This window comes from Burkholderia gladioli (assembly GCF_000959725.1).
Taxonomy (GTDB): domain Bacteria; phylum Pseudomonadota; class Gammaproteobacteria; order Burkholderiales; family Burkholderiaceae; genus Burkholderia; species Burkholderia gladioli.
The window spans coordinates 367,480-381,508 of sequence record NZ_CP009323.1 but is presented as its reverse complement, the minus strand read 5'-3'; the positions used below and the strand labels follow the sequence as shown (position 1 = coordinate 381,508).

14 protein-coding genes are annotated in these 14,029 nt (G+C 65.2%); 8 read left to right on the top strand and 6 right to left on the bottom strand.

The genetic code is table 11. The features are described from left to right. Positions 1-15 precede the first annotated feature (15 nt). Positions 16-861, bottom strand: coding sequence for a 23S rRNA (adenine(2030)-N(6))-methyltransferase RlmJ (locus tag BM43_RS18550; RefSeq protein WP_036049902.1), 846 nt, complete (start codon positions 859-861; stop codon positions 16-18). Between the two features lie 112 nt (positions 862-973). Then, positions 974-1,945, bottom strand: a complete 972-nt coding sequence (locus BM43_RS18545) for a potassium channel beta subunit family protein (protein WP_036049904.1) — start codon at positions 1,943-1,945, stop codon at positions 974-976. Positions 1,946-2,126: 181 nt separating this feature from the next. On the opposite strand from BM43_RS18545, the gene BM43_RS18540 reads away from it, so the two are divergent. Then, complete coding sequence (locus BM43_RS18540; protein WP_036049907.1) at positions 2,127-2,915, top strand: 3-hydroxybutyrate dehydrogenase; 789 nt, start codon at positions 2,127-2,129, stop codon at positions 2,913-2,915. Between the two features lie 84 nt (positions 2,916-2,999). Here BM43_RS18540 and BM43_RS18535 read toward each other — a convergent pair whose 3' ends face one another. Continuing rightward, positions 3,000-4,199, bottom strand: coding sequence for an amino acid aminotransferase (locus BM43_RS18535; RefSeq protein WP_036049909.1), 1,200 nt, complete (start codon positions 4,197-4,199; stop codon positions 3,000-3,002). A 346-nt stretch (positions 4,200-4,545) separates the two neighbouring features. Here BM43_RS18535 and uvrB point away from each other — a divergent pair, with 346 nt between their 5' ends. The 6 genes from uvrB (at position 4,546) to BM43_RS18505 (ending at position 10,601) form a co-directional block, all read left to right on the top strand. Further along, on the top strand, positions 4,546-6,636 hold the full coding sequence (gene uvrB, locus BM43_RS18530; protein WP_013698825.1) for an excinuclease ABC subunit UvrB: 2,091 nt from the start codon (positions 4,546-4,548) through the stop codon (positions 6,634-6,636). 254 nt (positions 6,637-6,890) lie between these two features. After that, on the top strand, positions 6,891-7,442 hold the full coding sequence (locus BM43_RS18525) for an iron transporter (protein ID WP_036040975.1): 552 nt from the start codon (positions 6,891-6,893) through the stop codon (positions 7,440-7,442). Between the two features lie 67 nt (positions 7,443-7,509). Beyond that, positions 7,510-7,842 (top strand): cupredoxin domain-containing protein, encoded by a 333-nt coding sequence (locus BM43_RS18520; protein WP_017920272.1) that lies wholly within the window; start codon positions 7,510-7,512, stop codon positions 7,840-7,842. 57 nt (positions 7,843-7,899) lie between these two features. Beyond that, on the top strand, positions 7,900-8,742 hold the full coding sequence (locus tag BM43_RS18515; protein ID WP_036049912.1) for an FTR1 family iron permease: 843 nt from the start codon (positions 7,900-7,902) through the stop codon (positions 8,740-8,742). Further along, complete coding sequence (locus BM43_RS18510) at positions 8,739-10,139, top strand: 4Fe-4S binding protein (RefSeq protein ID WP_013698821.1); 1,401 nt, start codon at positions 8,739-8,741, stop codon at positions 10,137-10,139. The genes BM43_RS18515 and BM43_RS18510 overlap by 4 nt, the downstream gene beginning before the upstream one ends. Before the next feature lie 54 nt (positions 10,140-10,193). Further along, positions 10,194-10,601 (top strand): GlcG/HbpS family heme-binding protein, encoded by a 408-nt coding sequence (locus tag BM43_RS18505; RefSeq protein WP_036049914.1) that lies wholly within the window; start codon positions 10,194-10,196, stop codon positions 10,599-10,601. A gap of 241 nt (positions 10,602-10,842) precedes the next feature. Here BM43_RS18505 and hemP read toward each other — a convergent pair whose 3' ends face one another. The 3 genes from hemP to BM43_RS18490 all read right to left on the bottom strand — a co-directional run bounded on the left by hemP (position 10,843) and on the right by BM43_RS18490 (position 12,679). Beyond that, positions 10,843-11,085, bottom strand: coding sequence for a hemin uptake protein HemP (gene hemP / locus BM43_RS18500; protein ID WP_013698819.1), 243 nt, complete (start codon positions 11,083-11,085; stop codon positions 10,843-10,845). A gap of 154 nt (positions 11,086-11,239) precedes the next feature. After that, positions 11,240-11,725, bottom strand: coding sequence for an SRPBCC family protein (locus BM43_RS18495; RefSeq protein ID WP_013698818.1), 486 nt, complete (start codon positions 11,723-11,725; stop codon positions 11,240-11,242). Between the two features lie 81 nt (positions 11,726-11,806). Beyond that, positions 11,807-12,679 carry a pirin family protein gene (locus BM43_RS18490; protein WP_036049917.1) on the bottom strand — a complete coding sequence of 291 codons (873 nt, stop codon included), beginning with the start codon at positions 12,677-12,679 and terminating at the stop codon, positions 11,807-11,809. A gap of 112 nt (positions 12,680-12,791) precedes the next feature. Here BM43_RS18490 and BM43_RS18485 point away from each other — a divergent pair, with 112 nt between their 5' ends. Continuing rightward, the gene (locus tag BM43_RS18485; RefSeq protein ID WP_036053093.1) at positions 12,792-13,796 is read left to right on the top strand and encodes a LysR family transcriptional regulator; all 1,005 of its coding nucleotides are present in this window, start codon (positions 12,792-12,794) and stop codon (positions 13,794-13,796) included. The last annotated feature ends 233 nt before the right edge of the window (positions 13,797-14,029 follow it).

The following is a 14,029-nucleotide window of genomic DNA, read 5'->3' as shown; positions in this document are numbered from 1 at the left end:
TGCGGCGCGTGCGTATCAGGCGCTGCGCAACTCGATGCCGAACTTGGCACCGCCGTCCTGGCCCAATGTCTCGACCAGGTATGGCAGGGCTTCTCGCATCGACTCCGCCAGCGTGTAGGGCGGATTCAGAATGAACATCCCGCTTCCATAGAGCCCGAAGCCGTCAGCTGGCGGGTTGCTGACGGTCAGCGTCAGGTGCAGCCAGTTGGTGGTTTGCAGGCGCTTCAACTGATCCGGGAACCGCTCCGATTCCGGGCGTTTCACCTGCGGATACCAGATCGCATAACAGCCGGTCGAAAAGCGCTTCAAACCTTCTTCCACGCACGTAATTGTCCGAGCGTAGTCACGCTTGTCTTCATACGAAGGATCGATCAGCACCAGGGCGCGCCTCGGTGCGGGCGGCAGCAGTGCCTTGAGTCCTTCGAAGCCGTCGGCCGCGAAAATCATCGCTCGACGACCGGCATCGCGGAAGTTGTGCCGCAGAACGCCGATCTCGGTGCTGTGCGCCTCGAACAACCGCATCCGATCCTGTTCGCGCAGCAGGCGCCAGGCGAAGTAGGGCGAGCCAGGGTAGAAGCGCAGATCCGGGGTTTCATTGCAGGCGCGAGTCTCGGCGACATAATCGGCCAGGGCAGCCGGCAGGTCGTCGGCATTCCACAGCTTCTCGATGCCAGTCTCGTATTCTGCCGTCTTGGCGGCGAAACCTTCATCGAGCGCGTAGATCCCGGCGCCGGCATGCGTATCGATATACCAGTACGACTTGTCCTTCTTGTTCAGGTAATGAAGCAACTGGACGACGACGGCGTGCTTCAGCACGTCGGCATGGTTGCCGGCATGGAATGCGTGGCGATAACTGAACATGGCAGGATAAGACGTAGAAAATCGGATTCGATGGCGCGAGCGCGATGCCGGCGCCACCAAGGCGGCGCCGGCCCGCGGGACTCGCGCGGCCGGGTATTGTACGCGACCGTGCCTACTGCGCCTGGTCGCCGACGATTTCCTCGATGCGCTGCTTCAATTCCGGCGTGATACGTGCGGCAACCTCGACGGCCTTCATGTTCTCGCCGATCTGCTCGACACGCGAGGCGCCGGTAATCACGGTGCTGACGTTCGGATTCTTGAGCGTCCAGGCGATCGCGAGTTGGGCGAGCGTGCAGCCGAGCTCGTCGGCGACCTTCGCGAGCTTGCCGACGGCTTCGTTTTTCGCCGGATGTGTCAACTGCTCGCGCAGCCAGTCATAACCCTGCACCGCAGCCCGGCTGCCGGCCGGTACGCCGTCGCGATACTTGCCGGTCAGCAGCCCCGAGGCCAGCGGGCTCCAAGTAGTCAGGCCCAGGCCGATGTCCTCGTAGAGCCGATGGTATTCCTGTTCGACGCGGCGGCGATGAAACAGGTTGTACTGCGGCTGCTCCATCACCGGCTTGTGCAGATGATGCCGCTCGGCAATCTCGTAGGCGGCCCGGATCTCGTCGGCGCTCCATTCCGAGGTGCCCCAGTAGAGCGCCTTGCCGCGCGCGATCATATCGCTCATCGCCCAGACCGTTTCCTCGATCGGCGTGTTCGGATCCGGTCGATGACAGAACACCAGATCGACGTAATCCAGTTGCAAGCGACGCAGCGAGCCGTCGATCGCGTCCATCAGGTACTTGCGATTCAGCGTGTGATACTGGTTCGGCGCTTCCGCCAGACCCCAGAAGAACTTGGTCGACACCACGTAGCTGACGCGCGACCAGCCGAGCGCCTTCAGCGCCTCGCCCATGATTTCCTCGGACTGCCCCTTCGCATAGACTTCGGCGTTGTCGAAGAAATTGATGCCTGCGTCACGTGCCGCGGCCAGCGACTCGCGCGCGGCTCGATGATCGACCTGGTTGCCATAGGTGACCCACGAGCCGATCGACAATTCGCTGACCTGCAGCCCGGACCGGCCCAATCGCCTGTAATTCATCCTCACTCTCCTCGAATTTGGGACAGCGGCTAGCTTAGCCCGTTTGCCGACAGCATGCAGGAGGCTTCATGCACAATAGCAGCGCCGCGCCTGCGGCGGCACCTGGCCGAACGGCCGGCTTGTCGCGCAGGGCCCGGCAATGATTTCATTGGATCTGAGCACTGAATCGGGAGACGTCGAAATGGATTCGAAACTGGACGGCAAGGTTGCCGTGGTCACCGGCGCCGCGAGCGGCATCGGCAAGGAAATCGCGCTGGAACTGGCCAAGGCGGGCGCCGCCGTGGCGATCGCCGACCTGAACCAGGACGGCGCGAACGCCGTGGCCGAGCAGATCAAGACGGCCGGCGGCAAGGCGATCGGCGTGGCGATGGACGTCACCAACGAGGACGCCGTCAATGCCGGCATCGACAAGGTCGCCGCCGAGTTCGGCTCGGTCGACATCCTGGTCTCGAACGCGGGCATCCAGATCGTCAATCCGATCGAGAACTACTCGTTCTCGGACTGGAAGAAGATGCAGGCGATCCACGTCGACGGCGCCTTCCTGACCACCAAGGCCGCGCTCAAGCACATGTACAAGGACGATCGCGGTGGCGTGGTGATCTACATGGGCTCGGTGCACTCGCACGAGGCCTCGCCGCTGAAGTCGGCCTACGTGACGGCCAAGCACGGCCTGCTGGGCCTGGCGCGCGTGCTGGCCAAGGAAGGCGCGAAGCGCAATGTGCGCTCGCATGTGGTCTGCCCGGGCTTCGTGCGCACGCCGCTGGTCGACAAGCAGATCCCCGAGCAGTCCAAGGAGCTCGGTATCAGCGAGGAGGACGTCATCAAGAAGGTAATGCTCGGCAATACCGTCGACGGCGTATTCACCACGGTGGAAGACGTCGCCAAGACGGTGCTGTTCCTGTCGGCCTTCCCGAGCGCCGCGCTCACGGGCCAATCCTTCGTGGTCAGCCACGGCTGGTTCATGCAGTAAGGCCGACAATCGCACCAATGAAAAACGCGCTCCACAGAGCGCGTTTTCGAGGCAAACCGGCGCGATTCGATCGTGCCGGCAGGCTTACTTCAGGACGGCGGCAACCGCGGCCGCGACCGCGTCGATGTTGCGCGTGTTCAGCGCGGCCACGCAGATCCGGCCCGTGCTGACGGCATAGATGCCGAATTCTTCGCGCAGGCGGTCGACTTGCGCCGCAGTCAGGCCCGAGTACGAGAACATGCCGCGTTGTGCATTGATGAAGCCGAAATCACGATCCACGCCGCTTGCCTTCAGGCGTTCGACCAGGCCGTTGCGCATCGCGCGGATGCGATCGCGCATCTCGCCCAGTTCCTGCACCCACGAGGCGTACAGCTCCGGCGAGGCCAGCACGGCCGAGACCAGGGCGCCGCCATGGGTCGGCGGGTTCGAGTAGTTCGTGCGGATCACGCGCTTGAGCTGCGAGAGCACGCGCGTGGCTTCGTCCTTGCTCGAGGTGATGATCGACAGCGCGCCGATGCGTTCGCCGTACAGCGAGAACGACTTCGAGAACGACGAGGACACGAACACGTTCAGGTCGGCCGCCGCGAACAGGCGCACAGCCGCCGCGTCGGCTTCGAGGTCTTCGCCGAAGCCCTGGTAGGCGATGTCGAGGAAGGGCACCAGTTGGCGCGCCTTCACGACCTCGACGACCTGCGCCCATTGCGCGTCGCTCAGGTCGACGCCGGTCGGGTTGTGGCAGCAGGCGTGCAGCACGACGATGGTGCCTGCCTCGTAGCTGTTCAGCGCGGCGAGCATCGCGTCGAAGTTCACGCCGTGGGTGGCCGCGTCGTAGTACGGGTAGGCCTCGACCTTGAAGCCGGCCGTCTCGAACAGCGCGCGGTGGTTTTCCCAGCTCGGGTCGCTGATCGCGACCTTGGCGTTCGGGTTCAGCGTGCGCAGGAAGTCCGCGCCGATCTTCAGCGCGCCGGTGCCGCCGATGGCCTGTGCCGTCACGACGCGGCCGGCCGCGATCAGTGCCGAATCCTTGCCAAGCAGCAGCTTCTGCACGGCCGCGTCATAGGCGGCGATCCCATCGATCGGCAGGTAGCCGCGCGGCAGGCCGGCTGCGACGCGTGCCTTTTCCGCATCGGCCACGGCGCGCAGCAGCGGGATCTTGCCTTCCTCGTTGGTGTAGACGCCGACGCCGAGGTTCACCTTGGTCGGGCGCGTATCGGCATTGAACGCTTCGTTGAGGCCCAGGATCGGATCGCGGGGCGCGAGTTCGACAGCGGAGAAGAGCGACATGATGATTTCGCAGCAGTAGTGGTGAAATGAAATCAGGGTCCGGTTCCCAACGCGTCCCATGTGATGACGGGGGCGGGCCAGCGGACGGCGCCGATGCCGGGGCGAGCGGCGCGAATCCGGCTATTGTAGCGAATTGCGGCCTGGTTTCGGCCAAAGCCGGGGTGTCGTTGCAGGTATCGGTGGCGCGAAACGGCCATCGAACGCGTGTTGGAGTCCGAGGCAGACATCCTTGGAGGAGGCTCCTAGCGTCCTGGCGTCGATATCGCGGCAGGCTGCGCCTAACGGTCAGCCCGCTATTGACCGAAGCGCTAAAATACTCTTTTGCACGCGGCCAGGCCCTCGATCCATGTCCGAACACTCCCCTGAAGTCTCCGCCGAGCTCGACGAATCGAAGTTCGTGGCATTCGACGGTTCGCCGTTCCAGCTTTACCAGCCGTATCCGCCGGCGGGCGACCAGCCCACCGCGATCGAGACGCTCGTCGAGGGTGTCGAGGACGGCCTGTCGTTCCAGACGCTGCTCGGCGTGACGGGCTCCGGCAAGACCTTCACGATGGCGAACACCATCGCGCGGCTCGGCCGCCCGGCCATCGTGTTCGCGCCGAACAAGACGCTCGCCGCGCAGCTCTATGCCGAGTTCCGCGAGTTCTTCCCGCGCAACGCCGTCGAGTACTTCGTTTCGTACTACGACTACTACCAGCCGGAAGCCTATGTGCCGCAGCGCGACCTGTTCATCGAAAAGGACTCGTCGATCAACGAGCACATCGAGCAGATGCGCCTGTCGGCCACCAAGAGCCTGATGGAACGGCGCGACGTGGTGATCGTCGCGACCGTCTCGGCGATCTACGGTATCGGCAATCCCTCCGAGTACCACCAGATGATCCTGACGCTGCGCGCGGGCGACCGGATCGGCCAGCGCGACGTGATCGCCCGGCTGATCGCGATGCAGTACACGCGCAACGAGCAGGACTTCCAGCGCGGCACCTTCCGCGTGCGCGGCGACACCATCGACATCTTCCCGGCCGAGCATGCCGAGATGGCCGTTCGCGTCGAGCTGTTCGACGACGAGGTCGAGACGCTGCAGCTGTTCGACCCGCTCACCGGCCGGGTGCGCCAGAAGATCGTGCGCTTCACCGTCTATCCGTCCTCGCACTATGTGACGCCGCGCGACACTGTGATGCGTGCCGTCGAGACCATCAAGGACGAGCTGCGCGAGCGGCTCGAGTTCTTCCACAGCGAGAACCGCCTGGTGGAGGCGCAGCGGCTCGAGCAGCGCACGCGCTTCGATCTCGAAATGCTGCAGGAGCTCGGCTTCTGCAAGGGCATCGAGAACTACTCGCGGCACTTCTCGGGCGCCGCGCCCGGCGAGCCGCCGCCGACCCTGGTCGACTATCTGCCGTCCGACGCGCTGATGCTGCTCGACGAATCGCACGTGTTGATCGGCCAGCTGAACGGCATGTACAACGGCGACCGCGCGCGCAAGGAAAACCTCGTCAACTACGGCTTTCGCCTGCCTTCGGCGCTCGACAACCGGCCGCTGAAGTTCCCCGAGTTCGAGCGCAAGATGCGGCAGGTGGTGTTCGTCTCGGCCACGCCGGCCGACTACGAGATCCGTGTGTCGGGCCAGACCGCCGAGCAGGTGGTGCGGCCGACCGGCCTGGTCGACCCCGAGATCGAGGTGCGGCCGGCCACCACCCAGGTGGACGACGTGCTGGCCGAGATCAACGAGCGCGTGAAGGCCGGCGAGCGCGTGCTGATCACCGTGCTGACCAAGCGGATGGCCGAGCAACTGACCGAATTCCTCGCCGATCACGGCGTGAAGGTACGCTACCTGCACAGCGACATCGACACGGTCGAGCGTGTGGAGATCATCCGCGACCTGCGGCTCGGCACCTTCGACGTGCTGGTCGGGATCAACCTGCTGCGCGAGGGGCTCGACATCCCCGAGGTTTCGCTGGTGGCCATCCTCGACGCGGACAAGGAGGGTTTCCTGCGCGCCGAGCGTTCGCTGATCCAGACCATTGGCCGGGCCGCGCGTAACGTCAACGGCAAGGCGCTGCTCTACGCCGACCGCATGACCGATTCGATGCGCCGCGCCATCGACGAGACCGAGCGCCGCCGCGCCAAGCAGATCGCACACAACGAGAAGCTCGGCATCACGCCGCGCGGCGTGGTCAAGCGCATCAAGGACATCATCGACGGCGTCTACAGCGCCGACGAGGCGCGCGCGGAGCTGAAGGAGGCGCAGCAGCGCGCCAAGTTCGAGGACATGTCCGAAAAGCAGTTGGCCAAGGAAATCAAGCGGCTCGAGAAGCAGATGGTCGACTACGCGAAGAACCTCGAATTCGAGAAGGCCGCGCAGACGCGTGACCAACTCGCGGTGCTGCGCCAGCGCGTGTTCGGGGCCAACGTCGGCGATCACGTCGAAGGTGCGAACTGACACCGTGCATGTGCCGCTCGCCGATCCGTCCCTCCCAAGGGCTGGGTCGGTATATTCCATTCCGCCTATCGGATTCTTCCGAAATCCTTTCCATATCAAGGGCTTGAATTTCTTCCCTGTTTGTTCCCCGCGAGATTCGATGCTACACTCCCCAATTATTGAGAATGGTTCGCATTAACGTTCTTAAGTATCCCCGCCGCCCGGCACGAGACCGGGCGACGTCAATCGATCTGACGATAAAAAGAGGAGTGTCAATGTTCGCTTCATCCTTCGCCCGTAGTGGTGTCGCACTTGCCGCAGCCCTGGTCGCGATGTCGGCGTCGGCAGCCGAGTATCCGATCGGCAAGCAGCAGATCCAGGGTGGCATGGAGGTCGGCGCGGTCTATCTGCAGCCGATCACGATGGAGCCGGAAGGCATGATGCGCAAGGCATCGGATTCCGACATCCATCTCGAGTCCGATATCCATGCGGTGAAGAACAACCCGACCGGCTTCGCCGAAGGCGACTGGATGCCTTATCTGCAGGTCGAGTACAAGCTGACCAAGCAGGGCGACGCGAAGTGGAAGGCCGAGGGCATGCTGATGGGCATGGTCGCGAACGACGGCCCGCACTACGGCGACAACGTCAAGCTCGCCGGCCCGGGCAAGTACCACCTGTCGCTGACGGTGAAGCCGCCGATGCAGATGGGCAACATGGCCTTCGGCCGTCACGTCGACAAGGAAACCGGCGTCGGCCCGTGGTTCAAGCCGTTCACGCTCGAATACGATTTCCCGTTCGCGGGCATCGGCAAGAAGGGCGGTTACTGATCGCGTTCCACCGCCGGGTGATCCGGCCGGGCGGCATCGCGCGATGCCGCCCTCCACGAGAAGCACAATGACATTCCCCAAGATTCTCGCCGTCGCATTCGCCACCGCGGTGCTCGCCGGCGCGGCCCAGGCGGCCGACCTGCCCACCTTCCAGCTCGAGATGGCCGACGGCGTGCTCAAGCCGGCCCGCATCGAGGTTCCGGCCGGCCAGCGCATCAAGATCGAGGTTCGCAACACCGGTCGCGGCGCCGTCGAGTTCGAGAGCGTCCAGCTGCGCAAGGAGAAGGTGCTCGCGCCGGGCGCCGAGTCCTTCGTGGTGATCGCGCCCCTGTCGCCGGGCGAGTACAAGTTCTTCGACGATTTTCACCAGCAGGCGCAAGGCGTCATCGTCGCGAAGTAGTTCCGATTTATCGTGCGGCCGCGGATGTCCCGCCGCGGCCGGGACACGGAGGTTTCAATGGGTCAAATCATGTTCATCGTCTGGCGCGAGAGCGTCGAGGCGCTGCTGGTCGTCGGCATCCTCTATGCCTGGCTGAAGAATGGCGATGCCGAGACGCGTCGCGGCCTGCCGTATCTGTGGCTCGGCGTGGGCGCCGGGCTGCTGATGGCGTTCGGGCTCGGCGCCGCGCTGGTCGGCTTCACCGAGGTGCTCTCGGGCGACGCACAGGACTATTTCCAGACCGCGATGGTGCTGGTCGCCTGCGTGCTGATCGTGCAGATGGTGATCTGGATGAAGAAGCATGGACGCACGCTCAAGCGCGAGATGGAGCAATCGCTGCAGGAAACCACCAGGACCGCCAACTGGTGGGGCGTGGCCGTGCTGGTCGCGCTCGCGATCGCGCGCGAGGGCAGCGAGACGGTGATCTTCCTCTACGGCCTGGGCTTCGGCCAGACCGGCCATGTCGGCGGCGGCCAGGTGCTGGCGGTGGTGATCGGCCTCGCGCTGGCGCTGCTGACCTTCTATGTGCTGCAGCTTGGCGGCAAGGTGTTCTCCTGGCAGCTGTTCTTCCGCGTCACGGAAATCATGCTGCTGTTCCTCGGCGCGGGCCTGTTCGAGGCCGGCGTCGACAAGCTGATCGACAAGGAAATCCTGCCGCTCGGCATTTCGCAGCTGTGGGATACCTCGGCGATCCTCGACGATTCGAGCACGGTTGGCTCGCTGGTCGCCACCTTGACCGGCTATCGCGCGCATCCGGCGCTGACCAACCTGGTGGCTTACGTACTGTACTGGGCGGTGGTGTACACGCTGCTGAAGTTCGCGACGCGCCGCCCGGCCGCAGCGGCGGGGCGGCCCGCATGAGCACGCCGGTCGGCGGCGCGCGCTGGAGCCGGCTGTCCGAGGCCGGCCACTGGATGCAGCGCCATGGCGCGCTGATCCGCGGCATCCAGTGGGTGGTGGTGGCCGTCTATGCGTTCCTGATCCTGGTGCCGGCCTTCACGCCGCTGCCCGACGACACCGCCCATCTCTGGAACAACCTGACGCTGGCCGCGCAGTTCGTGTTCTGGGGCATCTGGTGGCCTTTCGTGCTGCTGTCGATGGTGATGCTGGGGCGCGTCTGGTGCGGCGTGCTGTGTCCCGAAGGGGCGCTGGCCGAATTCGCCAGCCGCTTCGGGCGCGGTCGTGCCATCCCGCGCTGGATGCGCTGGGGCGGCTGGCCCTTCGTCGCCTTCGGCATCACCACCATCTACGGGCAGATGGTCAGCGTCTACCAGTATCCGCGCGCGGTGCTGCTGGTGCTGGGCGGCTCGACCTTCGCCGCGATGGTGATCGGCCTGCTCTACGGCCGCGAGAAACGCGTCTGGTGCAAGTACCTGTGCCCCGTCAACGGCGTGTTCGCGCTGCTCGCGCGGCTCGCGCCGCTGCGCTTCAAGGTCGACGAAGCAGCCTGGCGCCGCTCCTACACGCAGGGCGAGCATGGCCATCGCGTGATCCCGATCAACTGCGCGCCGCTGGTGCCGCTGCGCAACATGAAGGGCGCCGCAGCCTGCCATATGTGCGGCCGCTGCAGCGGCCATCGCGACGCGATCGCCCTGACGATGCGCTCGCCGTCCGAGGAAGTGGTACAGCTCGGCGACGCGCAGGCCAGCGCCTGGGATACCGCGCTGATCCTCTACGGCCTGCTCGGCGTGGCGATCGGCGCCTTCCACTGGAGCGCCAGCCCCTGGTTCGTGACCATCAAGCAATGGCTGGCCGGCTGGCTGATCGACCATGACATCACCTGGCCCCTGGAGACCAATGCGCCGTGGTTCCTGCTCACGCATTACCCCGAGCAGAACGACGTGTTTTCCTGGCTCGACGGCGGCCTGGTGGTGTCCTACATCGTCGGCACCGGGCTGGTCTACGGCACCGCGCTGCTAATCGTGCTGTCGGCCACCACCGCGATGCTGGGGCGTTTCGAGCGCGTGCGCCTGCACCACCTGACCCAGGCACTGATCCCGCTGGCCGGCGCCGGCGTGTTCCTCGGCCTGTCGGCCACCACCTTGTCGCTGCTGCGCGCCGAGCACCTGCCGCTCGACTGGGCCTCGCCGGTGCGCATCTCGATCCTGGTCGGCTCGAATCTCTGGAGTGCGTGGCTCGCCTGGCGCGTGACGGGGCGCTACGCGAGCTGGCCGCGCCGGCTCGCCGCTATGCTCGGCTTCGCGCTCGCGCTGGCGATCGTCGACAGCGCCTGGTGGCTGATGTTCTGGGTGTTCTGACACGCCGGCGCGTTATCATCGTCGGCCCAGCGAACCAGCCATCGAGAAGCCGCGATGAGAACCAGGCCGGTACTGACCAGCGACGATGTCAAACGCATGGCGGCCGCCGCGGAAGCGCACGCGGCCGCCAATCAATGGGCCGTCACGATCCCGATCTACGACGACGGCGCCCATCTCCTCTACCTGAACCGCATGGACGGCGCGGCCCCGAGCACGGTCGAGATGGCGCTCGCCAAGGGCCGCGTGGCCGCGCTCGGCCGTCGCGACGGCAAGCTCTACGAGGAAGTGATCAAGCAGGGGCGCACCGCCTTCCTGAGCGCGCCGCTCACGGGCCTGATCGAGGGCGGCGTGGTGATCCAGCTGGACGGCGAATCGCTCGGTTCGATCGGCGTGTCGGGCGTGAAGTCGGAGCAGGATTCCGAGGTCGCGCGGGCCGGCATCGCCGCGCTGACGGCGGCCTGATCAAGTTCCGGCAGGCGTCCCCGCGGTACCCCGCACGTTTTCAGCCCGCATGAAAAAAGCGACGTGCCCGTCAGGCACGTCGCTTTCGTCTATCTGCATGAGAACCAAAAAAATGGCTTGGCTTGCTGTAACGGCTGCTTGAGTGTGGTTGCACGAAGGGGTCTAGATCTCGCGTGCAAGCCGTTACGGCTGGCTAGTGCCCAACACCTCTCAGGGAGGTGGTCCCCACAATACTCGGTACTTACTTCGTCAGGATCAGCTTGCCCAATCGCGTGGCGCGCAGCTGGTAGGTCTCGCCGTTGTGCATGATCGAGACATGGGTCCGACCTTGCAGCAGTGTGTCGCTGAACACGACCCGCTGATTCGAATCCGCGCTGTCCGCGGATTCCGCCTTCGTGACAGCCGCGACTTTCGTCCGGCCGCCGGGAGCCGCGCTGCTGGTGCGGCGCAGGGTAAGCGTGGAAGGGCGCATGAGTTCGGTCATTCGGTTGGCGGTGAATCAGTGGTGTGTCGATGGAATGAATTCTAAATGATAATTATTCCCATTTACCAGCGATGATTTTTGATCGGAACTTGAACTTCGATAGCTTTTGATAAAGTGCGCCGGCGGCCCGCGCAAGGCCGCCGGAAGTGGGTCTTCAGTGCAGGGGATCGGGGTCGCGCCGGCCTTGCGCGTATTCGCGGATCAGGCGAACCGTGTCGATATCGGCGGTGCGATAGGCTTCCTTGACGATCCCCTGGGTCTGCCGCGCGTCCTCGCTGTCGGCCGTCTCGGGCAGGGTGGTGCGGTACTCGAAGCGCAGGAACAGCTCGGCGTCGGCGCGCTCCTCGATGGTCATGGTCAGCGAGCCGCCGATCTCGCCGTCGGCGGCATGGATGTCGTAGCGGACCTGGTGGTTCGGCGTGAAGGTTACGCGGTCGCGAATCGTTGCCTGGCCGAAGTGCAGTTCGCGCTCGAGCACGGTGTCGGTGCGCGACTGGATCTCGCAGCTGTCGAGCCCGATCACGAACAGTTGCGGCTGTTCGGCACGCAGCACGAGGCCTTCCCAGAGTTGCTCGCGGGTCAGCGTCGGCAACATCGGGTTGTCCGACGCGTTGATCTGGATCAGGTGTTCAAAATTCAAGGCAGGGGCTTCCTTCGGTCGACGCGGCGCTCAGCCGCAAGAAGCCTGCATTTTGACGCAATTCCCGGGCGACGTCCGGACTCAGCGGCAGATCCGGCCCATCCGGCCGGCCTGGTAATCGGCGACCGCATCGAGGATGTCCTGCTCGGTGTTCATCACGAAGGGGCCGTAGCGCACGATCGGCTCGCCGATCGGCTGGCCGCCGAGCAGCAGCACCTCGAGCGGCGCATCGCCGGCGGCGATCTCGACCGTGTCGCCGTCGTTCTCGAACACGATCATCTGCTGCGGGCCGCTGACCTGCCGGCTCGCGCCATAGTGGCCGGCGCCGGCGATCGGGTAGGCGAACACGCGGAATTCGCGCGGCACCGGCACGGCGAGCCGCGCCTCGGGCTGCAAGGACAGATGCAGGTAGACGAGCGGCGTCTGCGTCTCGACCGCGGCCCTGGCGCCGAAGGCCTCGCCGGCGATCACCCTGATGCTGCCGCGGCCGTCCTCGGACAGCACGCGCGGGATATCGGCCGAGGCGATCTCCTGGTAGCGCGGCGTGAGTTTCTTGTCGGCACGGCGCAGGTTCACCCACAGCTGGAAGCCGTGCGCGCGACCACCGGTTGCCGCGAATTCGGGATCGGGCATTTCGCTGTGAATCAGCCCCGAGCCGGCCGTCATCCACTGCACGTCGCCGGCGCGTAATTCGCCGCTATGGCCCGCCGAATCGCGATGACGGAAATGTCCCTCGAGGATGTAGGTCACGGTTTCGAAGCCGCGATGCGGATGATCGGGCGCGCCGCGGGCCGTGCCGGGCGCGTACTCCACCGGCCCCATTTCGTCGAGCAGCAGGAACGGGTCGAAGTCGGCCAGCAGCCGTGTGGGGAACGGGCGATGAACCTGGAAACCGGCGCCTTCCGTCGCCCGTAATGACGGATAGACGCGCTGGATCGAGCGCGATACGGGCATCGTATATTTTCCTGAATGATCGATTGAGCGAAGTCAAAGTTATTATATGGATCGGCCAGCGGATTACTTCCGCGCGATCCGCAATGGATCGTTCTGCAATTGGAACGATGAAATGAATATCGACGCACACAATCTGAACGACCTGATGTACTTCTCGCAGGTCGTCGAGCACGGTGGTTTTTCGGCTGCCGAGCGTGTCCTGGGAATCTCGAAATCGCGCCTCTCGCGGCGGCTGACCGAGCTTGAGGCGACGCTCGGCGTGCGCCTGCTGCAGCGCTCGACGCGCAAGCTGGCGCTGACCGAGGCGGGACAGTTGTTCTACCAGCACTGCCAGGCGATGCTGGCCGAGGCGCAGGCGGCGATGAACGCGGTGCAGCAGTTGCGGGCCTCGCCGCGCGGCACGGTGCGCGTCAGCGTGCCGGTCACGCTGTCGCAGACCATGATGTCGCGGCTGCTGCCCGAATTCCTCCGTCGATATCCCGAGGTCCGCGTCCAGGTCCGCGTGACGAACCAGGTGATCGACCTGTTCGAGGATTCGATCGACATCGCGCTGCGGGTGCGCTCCGAGCCGCCCGAGAATGCCAATATCGTGGTGCGGCCGCTCTGGCGCACCGAGCAGATGCTGGTCGGCTCGCCGAGCCTGCTGGGGCAGAATGCGCCGCCGCTGGTGCCCGACGACCTGGTGCGCTTCGAGACGCTCGACACGCCCTCGGGCGACGGCCGCCACGTGTTCAACCTGATCGCGCCCGACGGCACGCGCCATGTGCACGAGCACGAGCCGCGGCTGGTGACGGCCGACCTGATGACGATCCGCGAGGCCGTGCTCGACGGGGTCGGAATCGCCGCGCTGCCGGAGATGATGTATGGCGGCGCGCTGCGCGCGGGGCAGTTGTCGCCGGTGATGCCGGGTTGGACCTTGCCGGTGCCGCAGCTCTACGCGGTGTTCGTGTCGCGCCAGGGTATGCCGCCGGCGGTGCGCTCCTTCGTCGACTTCCTGGTCGAAAAGCTCGACCGCGACTATCGCGAGCCCGAATGTCCCGAGCGCGACGAGAAGCACAAGCAGGCCGCCAAGGCCGCGAAAGCCGGCAAGCCGGCCGAGTCGGGCATCCTTGCCTGAGGCCGGATCGCTTTTGTCATTGAAGCGTCGCCTGCAATCGCGAGATTCAATCGGGGCTCGCTTGAATGCCCGCGCGACGCGGCCTATATTGAAATCCCATTTCGCGAAGGGATGTTCCAAGCGAATCCGGTGGCCGCATATATTGCGAGCCAGATAGGGCAGAACGCGCAAGTCCGTGCAGACCACGGCGTGCCGCATTGCGTTGCTCCAGGCGCCTGACGCCGCCGAAGAGC

Excerpts from the sequence above, each read along its gene's own strand:
- BM43_RS18550 (WP_036049902.1), bottom strand. The coding sequence starts at position 861 with ATGTTCAGTTATCGCCACGCATTCCATGCCGGCAACCATGCCGACGTG.
- BM43_RS18545 (WP_036049904.1), bottom strand. The coding sequence starts at position 1,945 with ATGAATTACAGGCGATTGGGCCGGTCCGGGCTGCAGGTCAGCGAATTG.
- BM43_RS18540 (WP_036049907.1), top strand. The coding sequence starts at position 2,127 with ATGGATTCGAAACTGGACGGCAAGGTTGCCGTGGTCACCGGCGCCGCG.
- BM43_RS18535 (WP_036049909.1), bottom strand. The coding sequence starts at position 4,199 with ATGTCGCTCTTCTCCGCTGTCGAACTCGCGCCCCGCGATCCGATCCTG.
- uvrB (WP_013698825.1), top strand. The coding sequence starts at position 4,546 with ATGTCCGAACACTCCCCTGAAGTCTCCGCCGAGCTCGACGAATCGAAG.
- BM43_RS18525 (WP_036040975.1), top strand. The coding sequence starts at position 6,891 with ATGTTCGCTTCATCCTTCGCCCGTAGTGGTGTCGCACTTGCCGCAGCC.
- BM43_RS18520 (WP_017920272.1), top strand. The coding sequence starts at position 7,510 with ATGACATTCCCCAAGATTCTCGCCGTCGCATTCGCCACCGCGGTGCTC.
- BM43_RS18515 (WP_036049912.1), top strand. The coding sequence starts at position 7,900 with ATGGGTCAAATCATGTTCATCGTCTGGCGCGAGAGCGTCGAGGCGCTG.
- BM43_RS18510 (WP_013698821.1), top strand. The coding sequence starts at position 8,739 with ATGAGCACGCCGGTCGGCGGCGCGCGCTGGAGCCGGCTGTCCGAGGCC.
- BM43_RS18505 (WP_036049914.1), top strand. The coding sequence starts at position 10,194 with ATGAGAACCAGGCCGGTACTGACCAGCGACGATGTCAAACGCATGGCG.
- hemP (WP_013698819.1), bottom strand. The coding sequence starts at position 11,085 with ATGACCGAACTCATGCGCCCTTCCACGCTTACCCTGCGCCGCACCAGC.
- BM43_RS18490 (WP_036049917.1), bottom strand. The coding sequence starts at position 12,679 with ATGCCCGTATCGCGCTCGATCCAGCGCGTCTATCCGTCATTACGGGCG.
- BM43_RS18485 (WP_036053093.1), top strand. The coding sequence starts at position 12,792 with ATGAATATCGACGCACACAATCTGAACGACCTGATGTACTTCTCGCAG.